This is a genomic window from Methanosarcina sp. UBA5 (genome assembly GCF_002505485.1).
GTDB lineage: Archaea > Halobacteriota > Methanosarcinia > Methanosarcinales > Methanosarcinaceae > Methanosarcina.
In genome coordinates, this window is record NZ_DAVG01000080.1 from 126,851 (window position 1) to 147,177 (window position 20,327).

15 protein-coding genes are annotated in these 20,327 nt (G+C 41.4%); 9 read left to right on the forward strand and 6 right to left on the reverse strand.

From position 1 onward, the window contains the following. Positions 1-44: 44 nt before the first annotated feature. From BP621_RS08470 to BP621_RS08480, 3 genes are all read right to left on the reverse strand, one after another. A complete protein-coding gene (locus tag BP621_RS08470; RefSeq protein WP_292389133.1) occupies positions 45-1,016 on the reverse strand; it encodes an alpha/beta hydrolase in 972 nt (323 codons plus the stop codon). A 25-nt stretch (positions 1,017-1,041) separates the two neighbouring features. Then, positions 1,042-1,209 carry a preprotein translocase subunit Sec61beta gene (locus tag BP621_RS08475; RefSeq protein WP_292389134.1) on the reverse strand — a complete coding sequence of 56 codons (168 nt, stop codon included), beginning with the start codon at positions 1,207-1,209 and terminating at the stop codon, positions 1,042-1,044. Positions 1,210-1,522: 313 nt separating this feature from the next. Further along, positions 1,523-2,542, reverse strand: a complete 1,020-nt coding sequence (locus BP621_RS08480; RefSeq protein WP_292389210.1) for an S-methyl-5-thioribose-1-phosphate isomerase — start codon at positions 2,540-2,542, stop codon at positions 1,523-1,525. A 531-nt stretch (positions 2,543-3,073) separates the two neighbouring features. Between BP621_RS08480 and BP621_RS08485 the strand changes: the two genes are divergently transcribed. Then, entirely contained in the window at positions 3,074-4,174 is a 1,101-nt protein-coding gene (locus BP621_RS08485; RefSeq protein WP_292389135.1) for an inositol-3-phosphate synthase, read from the forward strand. A gap of 130 nt (positions 4,175-4,304) precedes the next feature. Here BP621_RS08485 and radB read toward each other — a convergent pair whose 3' ends face one another. Continuing rightward, positions 4,305-4,973 (reverse strand): DNA repair and recombination protein RadB, encoded by a 669-nt coding sequence (gene radB, locus BP621_RS08490; protein WP_394339294.1) that lies wholly within the window; start codon positions 4,971-4,973, stop codon positions 4,305-4,307. 1,676 nt (positions 4,974-6,649) lie between these two features. Here radB and BP621_RS08495 point away from each other — a divergent pair. The 5 genes from BP621_RS08495 (at position 6,650) to BP621_RS08515 (ending at position 15,366) form a co-directional block, all read left to right on the forward strand. Beyond that, entirely contained in the window at positions 6,650-6,901 is a 252-nt protein-coding gene (locus tag BP621_RS08495; RefSeq protein ID WP_048123380.1) for a glutaredoxin family protein, read from the forward strand. Between the two features lie 106 nt (positions 6,902-7,007). Next, positions 7,008-9,392 carry an anaerobic ribonucleoside-triphosphate reductase gene (gene nrdD / locus BP621_RS08500; protein WP_292389136.1) on the forward strand — a complete coding sequence of 795 codons (2,385 nt, stop codon included), beginning with the start codon at positions 7,008-7,010 and terminating at the stop codon, positions 9,390-9,392. Between the two features lie 47 nt (positions 9,393-9,439). Next, a complete protein-coding gene (locus tag BP621_RS08505; protein ID WP_292389137.1) occupies positions 9,440-10,222 on the forward strand; it encodes an anaerobic ribonucleoside-triphosphate reductase activating protein in 783 nt (260 codons plus the stop codon). 461 nt (positions 10,223-10,683) lie between these two features. Continuing rightward, positions 10,684-11,706 (forward strand): thiamine-phosphate kinase, encoded by a 1,023-nt coding sequence (gene thiL / locus BP621_RS08510; protein ID WP_292389138.1) that lies wholly within the window; start codon positions 10,684-10,686, stop codon positions 11,704-11,706. 171 nt (positions 11,707-11,877) lie between these two features. Next, positions 11,878-15,366: an S-layer protein domain-containing protein gene (locus tag BP621_RS08515; protein WP_292389139.1), complete on the forward strand. Its 3,489-nt coding sequence runs from the start codon at positions 11,878-11,880 to the stop codon at positions 15,364-15,366. Between the two features lie 246 nt (positions 15,367-15,612). On the opposite strand, the gene BP621_RS08520 is transcribed toward BP621_RS08515, so the two are convergent. After that, complete coding sequence (locus tag BP621_RS08520; protein WP_292389141.1) at positions 15,613-16,134, reverse strand: helix-turn-helix domain-containing protein; 522 nt, start codon at positions 16,132-16,134, stop codon at positions 15,613-15,615. 519 nt (positions 16,135-16,653) lie between these two features. Here BP621_RS08520 and BP621_RS08525 point away from each other — a divergent pair. The 3 genes from BP621_RS08525 (at position 16,654) to BP621_RS08535 (ending at position 19,366) form a co-directional block, all read left to right on the forward strand. Then, positions 16,654-17,673: an ABC transporter substrate-binding protein gene (locus BP621_RS08525; protein ID WP_292389143.1), complete on the forward strand. Its 1,020-nt coding sequence runs from the start codon at positions 16,654-16,656 to the stop codon at positions 17,671-17,673. Between the two features lie 138 nt (positions 17,674-17,811). Next, on the forward strand, positions 17,812-18,600 hold the full coding sequence (locus tag BP621_RS08530; RefSeq protein ID WP_292389144.1) for an ABC transporter permease: 789 nt from the start codon (positions 17,812-17,814) through the stop codon (positions 18,598-18,600). A 1-nt stretch (position 18,601) separates the two neighbouring features. Then, positions 18,602-19,366, forward strand: coding sequence for an ABC transporter ATP-binding protein (locus BP621_RS08535; RefSeq protein ID WP_292389145.1), 765 nt, complete (start codon positions 18,602-18,604; stop codon positions 19,364-19,366). Between the two features lie 130 nt (positions 19,367-19,496). Here the strand turns inward: BP621_RS08535 and BP621_RS08540 are convergent, their stop codons facing one another. Continuing rightward, positions 19,497-19,931 (reverse strand): bactofilin family protein, encoded by a 435-nt coding sequence (locus BP621_RS08540; protein ID WP_292389147.1) that lies wholly within the window; start codon positions 19,929-19,931, stop codon positions 19,497-19,499. Positions 19,932-20,327 lie beyond the last annotated feature (396 nt).

Genomic DNA, 20,327 nt, shown 5'->3' on the forward strand with positions numbered 1-20,327 from the left:
ACTCTTGTTTCAATGAATTCAGCTGGGCACTAAGCCCATATCCTTTATTTCAAAAGAAGGGTAAGCTCCTTTTCAAGATAAGGGCGCATTGAGGTCGTATATCCGTGTGTTGCCTCAGTAACGTTATACATCGCTTTTGGATCTTTTGCAAGCGAGTAGGTCCGGAGCGCCAGATCATAGGAGATTACCGGATCATTAAAAGAATGAATCTGCACGAATTTCGAAGGTGGCAGGCTTGAGAGATAAGTATCTGGATCAATTGAACGATAGAACTGATAAGCTTCAGAATCATTTGCAAGAGAAGGATCAATTTTTTCAGTGCCGTAACCTGAAGTGCTGATCCCGATAACTCCTTTAAGGGAAGGATTAAGAGCGCAAGCAATGATTGCAAATCTTCCGCCGTTACTTTCCCCGAGGATTGCAAGCTTTTCCGGGTTAATTTCAGGCTGGACCGCAAGCACATCTGAGGCTTTAAGGGCATCATAAACCATGGTATATTCCACGGGCTCAAGGCCGGCTTTGAAAAGTTCAAGGTCTCTTTCTGTGTTTATGCTGCCCAGATTGCGCTGGTCCAGAGTGAGGGTTGCATATCCCATTTTAGAGAGTTCCACAGCCAGACCCTGTTCGGCTTCTTTACTAACTCCTGCTCCAGGCAGCAGAACTAGGCCCGGACAAGAAGAGGAATTTACAGGAATTCTTAGGAGAGCCTTGATTTTTTCCCCTTTGCTTTCAAAAGAAAGCAGTTTTAAAGTATCCGAGTTTTCAGGAATATATACATCTTCGATTTCCTGGGCTGCAAAAACAGGCTTTTCCCGATCTGGAAAAGACAGGATGCCTGCTTCCGAAACCTCCCAGGGAGCCGCAGCGCCTTTGGAGTTGGAAGGATTATACATGACTCCGAAAATACCCACAAGTATAAGAAGAAAACCCAGAAGAAAAATTGTGGGCTTGGAGATTCCAGTCCCTGAAGAAGCCCTGTATTTGCTTTCTTTTTTTCTTGAATTCTGCCTGCTCAAGGAAACCCTGCCGAAAAAATTGCGATTACGGCCAGAAACCATTTACAGCACTTAAGAATAATATTGCAATGCCAGTAATGGCACCGACAATAAGCACTATCTTGGGCTGGATTTGAACTGCATTTTTATCTGCTTCATAATAGCGCATGAGCCCCGCAGAGGACTGGAGCCCCGAACCTGATTTTTTAGCCATGTGTTAACACCTGTGTGAACGCATTAATTAAAACGTAAATTTCACTGCCTGCACTCGCCTGTAGTAGGTTTTCCGGCTGACAATTAAAGATTATCTGGAAATTAACATTTGAAAATTAGAAAATTTAACATAACTGTTATTTAACTATTAAATTTGGTAATTAACTATTAAATAACTGTTAAATTTCCTCTTAAATTTGGTAATTATCACATAATTTACAGTTCTGATATATAAATCCAGCAGAGAAACTTCTTACTAGCCAGGACTCAAAAAAGTTGAAAGGAATTTGTCACTCTCTTGAAACAGGCAATTCTCAAACAAGTACTTCGTCCAGCAGGAAGGGCGGGTAAAATACTCCTTTCTCACTGATTACCGCAGTTACGTTTTCCATTGGAGTTGCGTCAAAAGCAGGATTGTAAACTTCCACGTCTTTTGGAGCAATTTGCTCAGAACCAAAAAAGCGCAACTCATCCGGATCTCGCATTTCGATCTTTACACTGCCTTCCCAGCCATTGAAATCAAAAGTAGAGATAGGGGCTGCCACATAGAAGGGAATATCGTGCTCTTTTGCAAGAATGGAGAGGGAATAGGTACCTACTTTGTTGAAAATGACATCCTGGGTAATCCTGTCAGCTCCTACAAGCACGTTGTTTACAAGTCCCTGCTGCATTACCCATCCAGCCATAGAATCCGAAATAAGGGTTACTGGAATCTTATCCTGCATGAGCTCCCATGCAGTGATCCTGCTTCCCTGGTTAAGCGGCCTGGTCTCACAGGCGATAACCTTTATCTCTTTACCTTCAGCAATAGCCGAACGCACAACCCCGAGAGCTGTGCCCCAGTCCACGCAGGCTAACCTGCCTGCATTGCAGTGCGTAAGAATGGTATCTCCATCCTTCAGGAGTTTTGCCCCGTATTTACCTATTAACTTGTTGATGGTTACATCTTCTTCCGCAATGTCCTTTGCTTCCTGAAGGGCAATGTTCCGGACCTCCTGAACATCGAAGGCATCCGAAATTGCTCTCAGAACTCTGTCTACCCCCCAGCTAAGATTTACTGCCGTAGGGCGAGTTGATTTAAGGGTTTTTCCCGCAACCTTGAGGTCTCTTATTATTGTTTCGAGATCTCTGGCCTCACTCAGGAAAGCTGCAAGGGCAATCCCGAAACCTCCTGCTGCACCGAGAGCAGGCGCACCTCTTATCCTGAGGGATTTTATAGCCTCGCAGAGAGAACTCAGGGTTTTGCATTCTATTATCCTGTACTCTTTCGGGAGCAAGGTCTGGTCTACCAGCATCACGGAGTTGGACTCTTCCTTCCAGTCAATTGTCCTCATTAGATCACTTTCCGATGTAAGCGTCAGATTCTGCCGGAAAAATTTCCGTTTTTCTTTCAAGCTCCCCATAAGATAAAAACCTATTCAACTGACACGGCTCGTTACTCTCATCTCGCTACTCTCCTCTTTCACTATCCGAGTAATCTAAAAACAAATTAATTAAATTAAAGAATCCTTAAACTTCAAAATAACTAGAAAAATACGGCAGATCAAATTCTGGCAGCCAGCTTTTATAATAAAAATTTTATTTAAAGAATAAGTAATACATGAAATATAAATAAAACAATCTCTTTTTCCATAGAAGCAAACTTACATATAATAGATTTATAGAGTAACAGAGCAAATAAGACAAGATTTAAAATCAATAGCTAAAATACAGAAAGTCGTAATTTTCAGAAATATAAATTATTAAACTTCATGGACCTTGAATCCGTAAATCCTTGAATCTGTAGATTCATAAATTATAAGAGATCTGTCATTTCATTAATGCGGTTTATGAGAATCTGGGTATTCATCGGAGAGTAAGCGCTTATGACAAAAATAAAAATAGCAATTGCAGGGATCGGGAACTGTGCAAGCTCTTTGATACAGGGCATTGAGTACTATAAAATCGAAGATAAAGAACCCATAGGACTAATGCACAGAGAAATTGGTGGGTATAAGCCCGGCGATATTAAAGTTGTTGCTGCCTTTGACATTGATGCCAGAAAGGTAGGAAAAGATGTCTCTGAAGCCATATTTGCTCCCCCGAACTGCACAGCGGTTTTTTGTCCTGATGTTCCGTCCACAGGTGTAAAGGTTAAAATGGGCAGGGTCCTCGACGGAGTCTCTGACCATATGAAGAACTATAAGGAAAGTCAGACTTTTGTTGTCAGCAAGGAACAGGAAGCCACAAAAGCTGATATCGTTAACGAAATTAAAAACTCGGGTGCCGATATGCTTCTCAATTACCTGCCTGTAGGTTCTGAAGAAGCAGTCCGTTTTTATGTGGAATGTGCCCTTGAAGCAGGTGTTGCTTTTATAAATAACATGCCTGTTTTTATCGCAAGCAACCCCGAATGGGCAAAAAGATTTGAGGAAAAGAATATTCCGATCATTGGTGATGATATCAAAGCTCAGCTTGGGGCTACTATTACTCACAGGATTCTTGCAGACCTTTTCGAAAAACGAGGCGTAAAACTCGAGAGAACATACCAGCTCAATACTGGTGGAAACACGGATTTCCTTAATATGCTCAACAGGAACAGGCTTGCTTCCAAAAAGGAATCAAAGACCGAGGCTGTCCAGTCCGTGCTTTCCCATAAGCTTGAGGACGACAATATTCACATTGGACCTAGCGATTACGTAGCCTGGCAGAAAGATAACAAAGTCTGCTTCCTGAGAATGGAAGGTAGGCTTTTTGGAGATGTGCCTATGAACCTTGAACTCCGGCTTTCCGTAGAAGACTCCCCTAATTCTGGAGGTGTGGTAATTGATGCTATTCGCTGCTGCAAGCTGGCTCTTGACCGCGGAATAGGAGGAGTGTTGTATTCCCCTGCTTCTTATTTTATGAAGCATCCGGCCATTCAGTACCCTGACGATGAGGCACATCGGAGGACTGAGGAGTTTATAGCCGGAACCCGAGAACGTTAAAACCCTGGCGGGAGATTCTGTGAAAACTAACTTCTTAAAACCCTCGATGGCCGAGAGTTTTAAGTTTTTCTATTTAGAATAATTTTTAAAAGGCTTTTCTAAAAACGTTCTTCCTAATTTTTTATTCGGTTTAGCGGATTCCTTCGGCTGTAATTCTAAATTCCGCGCTCGAACCTTCCGGACAAGACCGATGTTTGTAAAGAATGGCTCGCCTTGTTCCTTCACCGGTTTTTTCAAGCTGGATAATCGCCTTTGAGATATGTTCCAGGGAACTACCGCCAAGCGGGCGCACCCCTCCTGAAGTAATATCGGAATATACTTGGTTGGTTATGACTGCAGCAAAACCATGTTTTCGGGCAAGGGCATGCAAAAATCCTATCTGGCTGGCAAGTTCTCTACGGCTTTTCATGCCTGTCTCATCGTCTTCAAGCTCGAACCTGTAGTATGAGGTTGCAGAATCCAGGATCACGAGACCGATATTCTCACTGGCTATTCTCTCCACCTCCCTTACGGCCGCATATTGCTCTTCAAAGTTCAGGGGTTCATAGATGATGATGCTCCTGGCTATTTCTTTTGCATTTTCCCCTGCAATTTGCTTGAAACGAGTAGGAGAAAGCCCCTCGGTATCTATGAAGATGACTCTCTGCCCTTGCTTTACGCATTCCACTGCAAGCTGGATGCAGATATTTGTTTTCCCGGTTCCTGCAGGTCCGAAGATTTGAGTCACAATCCCTTTTTCGAAACCTCCTCCCAGAAGTTTGTCAAGGGGCTTGCAGCCGGAAGATAATAATTTCTCTATGAAATGACACCTCTTTTTGTGCTTGGTAAATATAACTGGCCCATGATATAACGTTTTTTTGTAATTTTCAACCTTATCAGGAAAATTAAAGATTTTCTAAGAGGAATAGAAAAGATAAAGTGGATATAAAGGAAGTGCTCAGATATGGGTCCCCAGCCCTGAGTTGAAAAACGATTATTAAGTGATATGGCATTTAGAATATTTACTTGAAAATAAAGGTCATTTTCACTTAGTAGATGAAAAAAGTGATATCCTGGGGGTACTTTTAAGAAGCTGCACCCTTTTCCGATATTGCTGACTGATATTTGGAAAGGAATATTTGTAGGGACTATAAGGGTTAGCTGAGGAATGGTAACCCATGTGGGGCTTTGTTTTATCTGCAACTCGCTCTGTACCTGCGCGCTCACTCCGTAAACAATGGAAAGAAACGTAGTATGTAAAAAGAAAAATAAGGGCCTCACAAGAAACCCATAAGAAACGGTAACTAAAAATAGATTAAAAATTAAGTAAAAATCACTTAGAAACATAGAGAAAGGAGGATTAGTGATAAATAAGCAAACTGAGCTTTATGGATTCCGCAAAAATCTATAAAGCTCTTCTCTTAATAGAACGATGTGGATAACATCATTATTTACTTCAAACTAGTATGATCGTTTTGAGGCATAAAAAGCTGTCGATGCCATATTATTAACATAGACTTAGCTAATGCTATCTACATCTTTTTAAAAACTGAGTCGTCAGAAAAACTCCCAAAGTAATTAAAATAAGGAAAATAAGGAGAAGCATGATCAGCTTAGCTATTGCTATGGAATTTGCAAAACTTTTATTTGAATTAGCAAGTGGAATAAAAATTTTAATAGAAATCTATGAAAAAATAACAGCACATCTCAAACGAAAAAAATAAAAACTTAACCTTAACCCCAATATTTTTATTTTTTAATAAGTCAGTACGAATTAGAGATAGATTGATAACTTGTTTTCGTTACTTATAACAATAGTTTTTTTGCTACAAAGCACATCCTTTTTTTTACTTGACAGAGATATATCGGAAATAATCTTTTGATAATATTTAGTAAGGTTTTGAGGAATAATTCCTTATACATGTTAACCGTACGTGTACTCGCCAAATCGGCTGTGGATATCTCTTAAAGCCTTCTGTGCTTGGAATTATATTCTTAAAGAAGACAGTTTTTCAAAAACAGGAATCCTTAAATTTGTTATCAGATTTGGTAACAGAGAGAGTATCTTTGAATACAAAACGAGGGTGTTATTGTATTCAGACAAAGGTGCTATTGTATCCAGAGCTGAGTTGAAAAACGATTATTAAGTGATGTAGCATTTAGAATATTTACTTGAAAATAAAGGTCATTTTCACTCAGTAGATGAAAAAAGTGATATCCTGGGGGTACTTTTAAGAAGCTGCACCCTTTTCCGATATTGCTGACTGATATTTGGAAAGGAATATTTGTAGGGACTATAAGGGTTAGCTGAGGAATGGTAACCCATGTGGGGCTTTGTTTTATCTGCAACGCGCTCTGTACCTGCGCGCTCACTCCGCAACAATGGAAAGAAACGTAGTATGTAAAAAGAAAAATAAGGGCCTCACAAGAAACCCATAAGAAACGGTAACTAAAAATCAGATTAAGAATTAGAGTAAAATAAGAGGGACGTAAAGCATGGCAAAAATAATCATATATACAACGGAACGCTGTCCGAAATGCAATAAATTAAAAAACTTCCTGGAGGCACACTCAGTCGCTTTTGAGGTAGCAGATATGTCTACTCCCGAAGCTCTAACGGAACTGCGTTTCAACGGAGTCTTCACAGTGACAGCGCCTGTTTTACAGATCAATGATACTTTCCTTACGCACGAGGAACTCTTCAGTGGGGGAGAAGTAAACCCTGAAAAAATCCAGGAAATCCTGTGATGAAGGAAATCCTGTAATAAAAAAGATCTGAAATTAAAATAAATTGAATATTTCTGTGAATTCATTATTTAATTCCATTATTAAAATAATTACTGAAGATGAGAAAATGACAGCCGAGATCCTCTTACCCGATGACCAGTTATCTGACAACCAGTCAATTCAAAAGACGTTTAAAGAGTTGCCCGCCTCTTCTCTCCCCAAAGATGACCAGTTATCTGACAACCAGCCAGTGCAAAAAACCCTTGACGGGCTGTCCGTGTCCCCTCTCCCCAGGGTAAGGACGACAGATGGTTTCATTCTTAACTGGGACAGAAACATCATTGTAAACCAGCTCCTGAAAGAAACAAAGTTAAGCGAAATTTTCTATAACAAACCCCCAATCACAAAAGAAGAAGCCATTGAGATTGCGAAGGATGCAGAAAAGATCATTAAAAAGATGAATCTCAAGTTTCTCTCAGGTCCTCTTATCCGGGAAATCGTAAACAATATTCTGCTTGACAGGGGGCATGTTGAATGGAGAAATATTATGACCAGGGTTGGGGCTTCGGTCTACGACGCCTACGAAATCGATACCGGATACGGCTTTGAGGCGAACGATAATGCAAACCAGCTGAACAATGCCGAAACTTCACATAAAAGAAAAGCCGACAAAATGTCCAAGGAGCAAAATCTCCTTCTGATGCCAAAAGAGCTTGCCGACCTTCACCTTAACGGGGATTTCCATATCCATGACCTTGAATATATGGGCACAAGGCCTTTTTGCCAGGATTGGGATCTTCGTTATTTTTTTTATTATGGACTCATGCCTGACGGAGTAGGAACCCAATCAAGCGTGGCAAAGCCCGCGAAGAATGCCGAGGTGGCTTTCCTTCATGCAGTAAAAGCTATGGGCTCGGCTCAGACCAATTTTGCAGGCGGACAGGGTTTTTACAATTTTCTGACTTTTATGGCTCCCTATCTTGAAGGCAAGTCCGAAACCGAGATAAAACAGCTTATGCAGATGTTCGTCTATGAAATGATGCAGATGATGTGTGCAAGAGGCGGGCAGACTGTCTTTTCATCCGTGCAGCTTTCTCCCGGGGTCCCGAAGCTCTGGAAAAACATTCCGATCGTCGCTATGGGTAAGGTCTGGGACGGCAAGCAGGCCCCTCTCAGAACCTATGGAGAATTCGAAAAGGAAGTACGTCTCGGGTTCAAGGCGCTTATGGATGTTATGCTTGAAGGAGATGCCTGGGGCAAACCTTTCAGCTTCCCAAAGCCCGAAATTTCCATTGAACCTGACTTTATGGAAGAAGATGAAGAATTCAACAGGGCTCACCCTGAATTTCCGACTTATAAAGAGCTGTACAGGATGACCTTCGAGCTAGCTGCCAAATTCGGAACTCCTTACTTTGATAATCAGCTTCCGGAGTACAGGGGCGCAGGAGAAGGTATTTCATGTTATCAATGCTGCGCATATCAGTTTTCTGCAAACCCTACCGATGATAAAGAGTTCGATGACAAACTTCATTTCAAGAACGGAAAACACTTTTCAATGGGCTCATGGATGGTCCTGTCTTTAAACTGCCCAAGGGCCGCATACAGGGCTGAACACGATGATGAAAAACTCTTTAATGAGCTCAAGACCCTGATGAACCGGGGTGTGGAAGTTTTCAAGATCAAGAGAAAATGGATGAACAGCCTGATAAAGAAAAACAGGATTCCCTTTGCAGCCCAGCGCCCCAAAGATCCGAACACCGAGGAAAAGGGGGCCATAGCAGTGGATTTCGAAAGTCTTGTTTATACTATCGGAGTTGTAGGGATCAATGAAATGGTCCAGTACCATACAGGCTACCAGATCCATGAGTCTCCTGTTGCATATAAACTTGCTATCAGGGCTATGTTTGAAATGAAAATGCACGCTCAAACGCTTTCAAAAGAAAACGGTATGGAGATCGCTCTTGCAAGAACGCCTGCGGAAACTACAGCTCAACGCTTCGCAGTCTCGGACCTCCTGCATAAGGAGTATGCCAGCAAGGCCGAGTTTACAATTAAAGGGGATTTGAAGGCCGCAAAAAGCGAGTTGAATCAGACGCATGACCTGCCAATCTACTATACTAACGGGACTCATGTCCCGCCCGGTGCAGATATATCTCTGCCTGAAAGGATAAAGTACGAACATACTTTCTTCCCGATTGTGGACGGCGGAAATATCATGCATATCTGGCTTGGGGAAGGACAGCCGGATCCTGACGGTCTGCAGGAGCTTGCGATGCATATATCAAAGAACACCCAGACAGGTTACTTTGCATTTACCAAAGACATGACCGTATGCAAGGATGAAGGATATGTAGCCGATGGGTTACTGGACAAATGCCCGAAGTGTAAGTCTGAAAACGTGGAGCACCTCTCAAGAATCACAGGATACCTCCAGGTGGTAGAAGGCTGGAACAAAGGCAAGCGTCAGGAACTTCTGGATAGAAAGCGATACAACACGAGGGAACTCAGGTAAGAGTTCCTCAACCCTTTTTATACACTAAAGTGTGAGAATGGTAGGTCATGAAAGTAAACTACGCAGGTACTGTCTCACTCTCGACCGTGGACTGGAGAGGGAGAGCAGCAGTCGCGATCTTTTTTCGGGGATGCCCTCTTCGCTGCCCCTACTGCCAGAATCATCCTTACCTCCAGGGGCCGAACCCTGTGGAACTGGATTTCGTGAAAGAACAAATTAGAAAATCAAAACCTTTTGTGAGTGCAGTTGTATTTTCTGGGGGGGAACCTTTGATTCAGGACGCAATTGTGCCTCTTGCAGAATTTGCAAGAGAAATGAGGCTTGCAATTGGGATTCATACAAACGGCTGCTGTCCTGAGATGGTTAGCGAACTGGTTAAACAAAAGTTGGTTGATAAATTTTTTATCGATATAAAAGCTCCCCCGGATGATCCCAAGCTTTACGGAAAAGTTACGGGCTGTGGAGAGTCTGAGGCTGTAAAAGAGGCTCCTGAACAGATTACTGCATCTGTAATAAAAACACTCGAAATTGTAGATTCCTGTGGCCTGGAAATGGAGCTCCGAACAACGTTAATCAGAGACTTTATTGGGAGTCCGCAGGAAATTGCCAGTATAGCCGCCTGGATCTCTAAACATATGAAAAATAGGGAACTTACCTATGTATTACAGCAGGGGATTCCGGAATATAGCTTGCAGGAAGATTTAAGAAAGTTGCGGGTTCTGGAAAGGGATGAACTATATGAACTCGGTAAAATCGCAAAAAGTTTTCTGGAAAATGTGAGGATCAGAACAAAAGAAAGCGGAGAAGAAGTAATCTCTGATTCTTTATGACAGAATCTGATAGAATCCAGCGCCTAATTTTGTCTGATCTTATTTGGTATTTTATTGACAGAGACTTGGTTTTTCTCATTGAGCTCTTTTTGTCTGACGTGTAAATAAAGAAGTGTAAAGTAATTCTCTTTTAAGATCCTATAGAAAACCATATTTTAAGTTCAAATGAATTTGAAGTTTACAAAAGTCTTATACATCCTTAGAGATAAAAAGCAAATGTGAAGCCCTTAAGGAACTTATTCGAGAAAATTTGTTTATTCAATGCTCGTGGAAAGAAGTTGAATTTTTAAGAAAAATGTGTTGACCAATACCGAAAATGACTCTGTGAGAACTGGAGAAATTTTTGTATAACCTTACGTGTTACACAAATTAAATAAAGGAGAGGAACTCAGTGCTTTTTGGCTTACAGAGTTCATTTATCTATAGAAAAGAAAGCAAAAATTATCTTTTTCAAAAAAACCATGAAAAACACAAAAGTATCTTCAGTTGGAGAACGCGCTCTAATCTCCATTTTATCTGAGATTTTTAAAGTACCTAGTGGCAGTAAGAAAGGACAGGAAGGAATCCTTATAGGTGCCGGTTTGGATGACTGCGCCGTCCTTGACCTGAAAGGCGAAGACTGCCTGGTTGTTACTACCGATATGCTGCACAGGACTACCGATTTTCCGAAAGAGATGACTCCCTGGCAAATGGGCTGGATGTCAGCAGCTGTAAATCTCAGTGACATTGCAGCCATGGGTGCAGAACCTACAGGACTTGTTATGGCAATTGGGATGCCTGCAGATACAGATATTACTTTTGTTGAAGCCCTTGCAAAAGGTATGCAGGCGTGTGCTGAATTCTGTGGAACTGGGATTATCGGAGGCGATCTTGATACCCACGCAGAACTGACAATTACAGGGACGGCACTTGGCAGGGTGAAAAAAAGCCAGCTCCTTCTTCGGCGCGGAGCAAGGCCAGGTGACCTTGTCTGTGTAACGGGATATACAGGGTCGGCAGGAGCGGCTCTGGAAGCCCTTCAGTCTAGAAAGCCGGTGAGCGAAACAGTCCTGATGGCGCTTTTTGAGCCTGTCCCGCGTACGAAAGAGGCCAGGAATCTGGCCGAGTCCGGGGCAGTCACATCCATGATGGATACGAGTGACGGCCTTGCAATGTCCCTTTACGACCTTGCAAGGCAGAGCCTTGTGGGTTTCAGGATCCGGGAAAATGCCCTTCCCATACTCAGGGAAGTTCGGAAATTTGCTTCAAACCCGGACAAGCTGAGGGAATTTGCCCTTTATACAGGCGGAGATTTTGAACTTCTTATTACAATTGACCCGCAAAAGATCAAAAAAGTACAAAATATATGTAACTTAGTCGTTATAGGAGAATGTACAAAGTATGAAGCGGGTATCGTACTCGAATCCCCCGAATGCAAGCTTACAAATATAGAACAGCGGGGATACCAGCAGCTAAAAGCCAAAACTGTTGATAGATCCTCCTGATTAAAACTAAGTCCCCCCACAAAACAAAAGCCTGGAATGAGAGATGGAAATAAAGAATTCTTGACTGAGAACCCCCAATAAAATTCACAAAAGCAAAGCGAGCAAATTCGAGGCCAAACTGATTAAATTTATAATAATATAATTTATGCACAAGGTTCAGAAGGATAGAACATGAAAAAAACTAGTTTACAGATATTTACAGCAATTCTGGTGCTAGGGCTATTTTGCGGAGCTGCAGATGCCGCTCCCAGTATAATAGCGCCTGGAGAGAATTCGACTGTCAACAGGATAGTCGGTGACATTCTAGATTTTAGCGTTAAAACAAACGAGTCAGCAACTATTAGCTGGCAGGTTGATGGAAGCACTGTTCCCCAAACATCGTATGATAGTGCAACGAATACCTCTACCCTCAATCACACCGTTAAGCAAGGTACATACAATGTCAAAGCGACTGTTCAGTCAACTGGAGAGAGCAGAACCTGGAGTGTAACCGGAGGATCAAATGTACCGGTGATCACTTTATCTGACCCTTCGGACTCAAGCGTTAAAACGAATGTAGGAGAATCAAAAACATTCACTGCAACTATTAGCCAGCCTTCAAATATAACATGGTCTTTTGATGGCACCCCCGTTAATACAAACGTTACAGGAACAACATCCTCAGACAAGTCATCATTTACCAGCGATCCTGCAACAAAGGGCACGCATACAGTTGAAGTAAAAGCAAAAAACGAGAATGGCACTGCAGAATCAAAATCCTGGACATGGACAGTATCAACGGCCGGAGGATTATCTGTTAATGCTGACCCCTCCGAAGGAACTATTTCAGTAGATAAAGGAGTGTCTAAAACTTTCAAAGTGAACTCCAGCACGGACGGCCAGAATATTGATGTTGACTGGCTTGTTAATGATGAATCACAGAAAAAGGATACAAGTGTAACATCTTCTTCATATGACTTTAAAAAAGATAGTACAGGGAATTATACCCTCAAGGCAGTGATCAGTGACCCCAACGGCGTTTACAATTCGTCGACAAAAATATGGACTGTCAACGTCGGGTCCGCAGACAATTCAACTGGGAACAGGATCTGGGAACAGGGGATGCCAGAAACTTACACATGGACTGCCCAGAGTTACTCAGGCTTCTACTATGACCTTGATTCCGGAGTATCCTCAGAAGAGATGACCATTAAAGATATAGGTAGAAGCATAAAATCAGGAAACATTGAGTACTCTACAAAACCTACTGAAACTGATTTTGAATACAGTAAATGGGGTTCGTACCAGATAATCGGGTTCATGGCAGAGAAATACTTTGCAGGCTATACTGAAAATTCCACAGTTATAGGAGATGACATTAGCCCTATTTCTAATGGGGTTCTTTCCAAGATTCTCATAGACACTAACGATAAAAAATCAGCAAACGCCGGAGATTCTCTTGTCCTCGAAGAAGGATATTCCCTGAATATTGTAGAAGTCGACGTCAATGGAGAATCTGTCTGGGTCCAGCTTGAAAAAGATGGTGATGTAGTAGACGAAGCATTCCTCAAATCGGGCTCTGACTATGTCTATAAAACTGATCTTGGAAAAGCAGAAGATGTCCCCATAATCATTGCTCATATCGGCACGGTTTTTCAAGGAAGTGAAAACTCTGCTGTCTTCATACAGGGTCTCTTCCAGATTTCGGACAAATACACTGAAATCAATAATGGGGATACCTTTGGCGACATGGAAGTAACTTCCGTGAGCAGCAACGAGATAAAGATGGAGAATGATGATAGCATCGGACTCGATGAGGGAGAGACGGTAGACCTTATGGGTAAAATAAAGATTCAGGTAGCTGATGACAGCAAACTGCGCTTTGCCCCAATCCTTGACACCTCGGAAGCTGGTACCTACGAACTGCGTGGGACTGTCTATGACAAGGATATTAATGGTGACTCACTCCCTAGCTGGACGCCCTTTAACTTTGAAGGTTTCTACTACAACATAGATGAAGGAATTGGGACTGAAAATCTGACAGTAGAAGAGCTTGGAGATAGGGATATACCTGCAGAGAAACTTGTCTACAAATCAAAGCCTCAGGCTGTGAATTTTGAACACAACGAATGGGGCAACTTCACAGTTGTTGGTTTCATGGCAGACAAATACTTTGACGGGTATACTGATGGCTCTGTTAATGGAGCTGTTGATGATGTGAGTCTTCTTTCGAATAATATCCTGTGTAAAGTCCTTACAGACAGTGACGACAAAAAGTCGATGAATTCAGGTTCTGCCTTTACCCTTGAAGATGGTTATTCTTTGAATATCAAAGAAGTAGATGTTAATGGAAAAAGTGTATGGGTTCAGCTCCAAAAAGATGGTAGTGTAGTAGACGAGGCGTTCCTCAAATCGGGCGATGACTATGTCTATAAAACTGATCTTGGAAAAGCGGATAATGTACCTCTGATTATAGTCCATTTCGGCACGGTTTTTCAAGGAAGTGAAACCTCTGCTGTCGTTGTACAGGGTATCTTCCAGCTCTCGGACAAATACACTGAAATCAATAATGGAGATACTTTTGGCAAGATGAAGGTCACCAGTGTCTCTGAAAGTGGCATTACAATGGAAAATGATGATGATATCGGGCTTGGCAAGGATGAGACCACCGAGATCATGGGTAATGTCAGTTTCAAGACTGCTAATGACGATACTCTCAGGTTCTACCCCTTCGTAGAAGTTGAAACCGGAGGGAATGCCAGCAATGCACTGAAAATAGATGTCCCTGATGAGATCTATGTCGGCAATCCGTTTAATATCGAAGTAACTGCTGGTGATAAACCTGTAAAAGGTGCCACAGTAAAGGTTAACGAAAGTAATGTTGGAGAAGCAAATGCAGATGGTATTGTTGAGTATACGGCTAAAAACGTAGGAACCCTTAAGATAACTGCAGAAAAAGATGATTACGAAACTGCAAGCAAAAATATTAACGTAAGTGCTCCAAAAGAGAAAATGACAGTTAATGTTTCACCTGAAACAGTCTATGTCGGTGATACCCTGAACATTGAGGCTGTCAAGGCAATCGGTGGCGATCCAATTGAGAGTGCAAACGTATCGATTGACGGAAAAATGATCGGTAAAACAGATTCCAACGGAAAAGTTGCCTATAAGACAGATAAAAGCGGCAATCTTGAATTGATCATAACAAAGGAAGGATTCGAAGACCAGGAAGTAAATAAAAAAGTAAAAGACTTTGAAGCTAGCTTCAAATACTCAAACCTGGTAATCAAGCCTTTAGAGGTAAATGCAGGAAAGAATGCGACAATCTCAGTTGATGTCGGAAATACAGGCAATGCTGCAGGAAACGAAAGTGTAAAATTGCTTATTAACGGAAACGTAAGCGACTCAAAAGATGTTTCCCTGGGCGTTGGGAACAATACCACTGTAACCTTTGAGCACACAGCAAAAGAAGTGCCAGGAAATTACACGGTAGAAATTGGAGGAGAAACCGCAACCTACACTGTAAAAGAAAAGTCTTCCTTACTGCTCTACGCTCTTGGATTCATTGTCCTGTTAATAATCGGTGGAGCCGCTTATTACTTTACAAAGAGTGAAGGAAATATGGCAAAACTATCTGAACAGATAAAGGAGCTTACTAACTCGATAAAACCAAAAAAATAAGGTGGCAGGCAAACAAAAAATTCAAAAACAAAAGAGAATAAAACTTAAAATTCCCGCGTTAACCCAAAACGCGGGCTTCCCATTTTTGAAAGCAATTTAAGTTCGCTTTAAATCAGTAGTCTTTCAGGATTTTGCTGACAGATTTCCAGTATCTTTCATTCCAAGACACTTTTCATTCCATGCGACGCAGCATTTATTTCTAGCGTTCTATGTAGTTTTACTCTATTTCTAGCGTTCGATACGGTTTTACTCCATCTTTTTGAGCGCAAGTTCGATGGCATCTATAAGGCTGTTCTTCGGGATAATGGTTGTTACTGGAATGTTGAGGATCTTTTCCACTGTAGGGCTCACTATAGGAGCGCAAACAAGGGCTTTTGCTCCATCCCTTTCGGCGTTAACGGCTGCTATTATGGCTTCTTCCATTGAGGTTGCCGAGTATTCCCTGATTGTGACCAGCCTGCCAGCTATCTTTTTCTTTGTTTCTACGATATTGTCAAGCACCGAGCGAGCTGCAATCACAGCGATAAAATCTCCGCTGTCTGATTCTTTAATATCGCGGATGGTTTTTACTATCTGGCGGAGAGTTTTGATGTTGGGATCCCGGTTACCTGAAAGGATCTTATAAAGAGTACTAGGGGGGATATTTGCTTTTTTTGCGAAATCCACAGCAGTGAGGTTAAGATCCTCTTTTATCACAGAGGAAAGCGTTTTTTGAAAAACTTCATCGGATTCGAATGCGGATTTGATAACTTTGTCTGAGACATTCATAAAATTCAACCTTTTAAATTCCGTGAAAAGTTTGAATAAAGGAAAATAATATACATTTCACAGGAAATTTATTCCTTAATGAGAAATATATCCAGATATATTAATACATTTGGGATATAATCAAGGTTACCTTGAGAAGTTATAAATAGGAAGTGTAAAAATATTAATATACCGTTAGGTATTTACTTTTTACTATTACCGGGATTCTTCTCTGGAGAAATATAAACTCTCTTGCAAAGAAGTTTATGGAGAAATGACAAAAAGATAGAAGTCTGTTGATCTTTCAATAGGAAGACCCGATTTCAAAAAACGCTATTTAAGTTATGAAAGTTACCATTTATATGGATCGTTATCAGTATATGGACTATTGCCGGTACACGAATAATTATCAGTAACATGGTTAATTATCAGTATGGGTAATATCATTACATGAGTAATTAGCAGTATATGGATTGTATCAATATATGGATAACTATCAGTAGAATTACTACTAGTTGTAAGGATTATCGAGGTGAAGCTTTGAAAAAACTAGGCATACTTATACTTACTTTATTGCTGGTCGCATCTATCTTCGTATCTGGCTGCGCATCTAATAATAAGAGCAATGAAAGTGGAGTTAATGGAACCTCTACAATTACTGAACTGAAATTTGGCTATCAGCCAAGTACCCATCAGATAGCATATATGACTGCGGCTGCAAAAGGATGGTGGAAAGAAGATCTTACACCTTATGGAATTAAGAATATAAAAGAGAACTCTTTCCCTACAGGAGATCCTGAAATGCAGGCTATGATGGCTGGAGACATAGATGTGGCGTATGTTGGAGCAGCTCCTGTTCTTACAGCTATTAGTCAAGGTCTTGACGCAAAGATTGTTGCGCCTGTACAGATAAATGGTTCAAGTCTTGTACTCCGGAACGAATACAAGTATCAGAGTCCTAAAGATTTAAAGGGACTTACTATCGCTACCTACCCACCAGGATCAATTCAGGATACGGTACTTAGACAATGGCTCAAGAAAAATGGGCTTGACCCTGATAAAGATGTGTCAATTCGTGCAATGACTGCTGGAGATGCCATAAGTGCTATTTCAGCTAAACAGGTTGCAGCTGTCTTCCTGCCTCACCCATCCCCTACAGTTGTCGAAAAGCAGGGTGCTGGGCGTATCATCGTGCAATCTGGAGAAATGGAACCAAACCATACCTGCTGTGTACTCGTAGTTAGTGGAAAACTTATCAGGGAACATCCCGATATTGTGGAACAGATTGTAAAGACGCACATTAAGGCGACAGAATACAACAAAGTCCATATGGATGAAGCTGCTCAGATCTTCTCGAATAAGACTTCAGTTGACCTTGATACTGTAAAGGAGTCTTTGAAGGAATGGGATGGAGTCTGGATTACAGACCCAGCACTCGCTGAAAACGCAACCGTTGAGTATTCGAAAACTCTGTATAATCTTGGGTACATCTCAAAACCTCTAACAAAGGAAGATATTTTTGATACAAGCTTCTATGATAAAGCTATCAGCGGAAAATAAGAAGAAATAAAGAGAAATAGAAATTTAAGTAATGGGTTCAATTGCCCCGATTTTCAGGGGACAATTGAACCTTTCTTTTTCTGAAAAAATCAAATCTGCCGGAAAGATAAAAAAGTAAGAATCCTTTTTATTAGAGACATGAAAATGAGCTTCATAAAAAAAATCGAAGAAAATGGGATTGAAGTATTATCTCTCGTAGTGGCAGTCACGATATGGCAGATTATAGCAGATAAAGTCATACATAACAAGTTTCTTTTACCAAGTTTTTATGATGTTATAAGTTCTTTCTTTACCATAGTGAAAAGTGGACTACTTTTTACAGATATATTAACAAGTTTACTTCACTTTTCAATCGGCATTATTGCCGCGCTTGTAATTGGAATTCCTCTTGGAATAGCTATGGGATGGTTCAAAAAAACAAACAGGGCAATTGATCCTATAATCGAGATATTGCGCCCGATTCCTCCTCTTGCATGGATCCCATTTGCAATCGTATGGTTTGGACTTACACATCAGGCTGCAGGTTTTGTCATATTTATAGGGATGATCTTTCCTATTATTATCAATACTTATACAGGCTTTAAAAATGTGCCTAAAGTTTACGTTGAAGCGGCAAAGGTTCTTGGCTGTACCCGAAATATAGATCTCATACGTTTTATTGCGATTCCCTCAGCTATGCCTTCAATAGTTTCAGGAATAAGAGTTGCCATGGGTGTAGGCTGGATGTGTCTTGTTGCTGCCGAGATGTTCGGAGTCAGCGACAGGGGACTTGGGTATCAGATTTGGCACAATTACTACCTGCATAGGATGGATGTCGTACTCGTTTATATGCTCCTGCTCGGGTTCGTGGGCCTTTTAATTGACCGTTTCTTCAGGCATTACGTAGACGCAAAACTATTGAGATGGACATCAGGAACTGTGGTATAAGATGGGCAGAGTAAGTGTAAAAAACATTTCACGTATTTTTACTAAAAAAGAAGAGAATGGTGGTACGGAAGCTCTACATGATGTGAGTTTTGATGTTGAAGACGGAGAGTTTATCTGCCTTCTGGGACCTTCCGGCTGTGGGAAAACCACTCTTCTCCGTATCACTGCAGGACTTGAAACCCAGACTTCAGGAGAAATTACACTGAACGGAGTCCCTATAACTGGCCCGGACCCCAAAAGAGGAATGGTGTTTCAACAATATTCGTTATTTCCCTGGAGAACAGTTATCGATAACATTACTTTTGGGCTTGAAATGCAGGGAATTAGTAAGACTGAAGCTAAGAAGCAGGTGGAGAAGTATATAGACCTTGTGGGCCTGGAGCAGTTCAAAAATAGCTACCCATATGAACTTTCCGGAGGTATGCAACAGCGCGCGGCCATTGCACGAGCCCTTGCCAATGAGCCCGAAGTCCTTCTTATGGACGAGCCCTTTGGAGCCTTGGATGCCCAAACTAGAAATATCCTCCAGGACGAACTCCTGAAGATATGGGAACAAAAACATGTGACCTTCCTTTTCGTAACTCACAGTGTGGATGAAGCGGTCGTTCTCTCGGACAGGATAGTGGTCATGACTGCAAGACCGGGAAGGATAAAAGAGATTGTAACAGTGGATCTGCCTCGCCCGCGCTCCAGGACAAGTCCCGAGGTTAACCGTTTAAGGGATCGTGTCCTGAGACTTCTGGAAGAAGAAAGATTCCACAGGTAAAGTACTATGGTTTTGACAAAACGGAAATAAAGGTCCAGTGAAGAGGCAAAGAGAATAAAAGGAGAAAGAAAAGGGACAAAGAGAATAAAAAGAGGTAAAGAAAGGAAAAAGTTAAATGCTCACTGAAAACTCACGATAATTCTTCAGCCCGGATAATCACTTTCGTTAATGGCTCTACTTTCCTGACAAGAACTTTTCCGACAAGTTCGAGCGTACCGTCTGCTTTTACGGAGTCGAGAACACACCCAGGCCTGACGCGGATATCTCCCTGACAGGCTGCAGCATTTATTTTAGCTCTATCGAGAAGGACAAGCTCAGAAACCGTCTCTATATTGCCCAGAACTTTTGCCTCGGAACAGACAAGCGCACTTCTGGCTTTTACATTGCCCCTCACAACCGCACCTTTTCCGAGTTCAAGCCTGCCAGTTACTGTAAGGTTCTTCCAGAACTTCACTTCCTGCCCGACAATTACATTGCCGTCCAGAGTAAGATCCTCATCAAGAAAAGCTCGTTTTTCAATGACGTAAGTATTGGACCTGGGGTGGTACTTGATAAAACGAATCATTAGAAATCACTCCGGGATACTTTCCCCGGCTATAATGTAAAGCAAACGTTTATTCTGCAAAGCATTTTCAAAAATTTTGTCAATTGAGTTCTCAAAATATGATTGAATATCTATTATATAATAGCATCGAATGTTCACTATCAGATGCCATGAATAAACAATTAAAACGTAAACAACATGCTGAAAAATAAGTGAAAGTATAATCACATCAAAATAAGCTGAAAAATATAATCCGATGAAAATAGCCGATAAAATAGCGAAAAACGTAGTCCGATAAAAGAAGCTGAAAAGGGGAAATAGCCGGATAAAAGTAAAGCATAGATTAAAGAAAAATAATTCCGGTAAATGATCCGGAGATTAATTAAGGTATGTGAATGAAAAAGAGACTGAAGAATT

Bases quoted from the DNA above. Each gene is read 5' to 3' on its own strand.
- BP621_RS08540 (WP_292389147.1), bottom strand. From the start codon at position 19,931: ATGATTCGTTTTATCAAGTACCACCCCAGGTCCAATACTTACGTCATT.
- thiL (WP_292389138.1), top strand. From the start codon at position 10,684: ATGAAAAACACAAAAGTATCTTCAGTTGGAGAACGCGCTCTAATCTCC.
- BP621_RS08515 (WP_292389139.1), top strand. From the start codon at position 11,878: ATGAAAAAAACTAGTTTACAGATATTTACAGCAATTCTGGTGCTAGGG.
- BP621_RS08530 (WP_292389144.1), top strand. From the start codon at position 17,812: ATGAAAATGAGCTTCATAAAAAAAATCGAAGAAAATGGGATTGAAGTA.
- BP621_RS08475 (WP_292389134.1), bottom strand. From the start codon at position 1,209: ATGGCTAAAAAATCAGGTTCGGGGCTCCAGTCCTCTGCGGGGCTCATG.
- BP621_RS08485 (WP_292389135.1), top strand. From the start codon at position 3,074: ATGACAAAAATAAAAATAGCAATTGCAGGGATCGGGAACTGTGCAAGC.
- BP621_RS08520 (WP_292389141.1), bottom strand. From the start codon at position 16,134: ATGAATGTCTCAGACAAAGTTATCAAATCCGCATTCGAATCCGATGAA.
- nrdD (WP_292389136.1), top strand. From the start codon at position 7,008: ATGACAGCCGAGATCCTCTTACCCGATGACCAGTTATCTGACAACCAG.
- BP621_RS08505 (WP_292389137.1), top strand. From the start codon at position 9,440: ATGAAAGTAAACTACGCAGGTACTGTCTCACTCTCGACCGTGGACTGG.
- BP621_RS08480 (WP_292389210.1), bottom strand. From the start codon at position 2,542: ATGAGGACAATTGACTGGAAGGAAGAGTCCAACTCCGTGATGCTGGTA.
- BP621_RS08535 (WP_292389145.1), top strand. From the start codon at position 18,602: ATGGGCAGAGTAAGTGTAAAAAACATTTCACGTATTTTTACTAAAAAA.
- BP621_RS08495 (WP_048123380.1), top strand. From the start codon at position 6,650: ATGGCAAAAATAATCATATATACAACGGAACGCTGTCCGAAATGCAAT.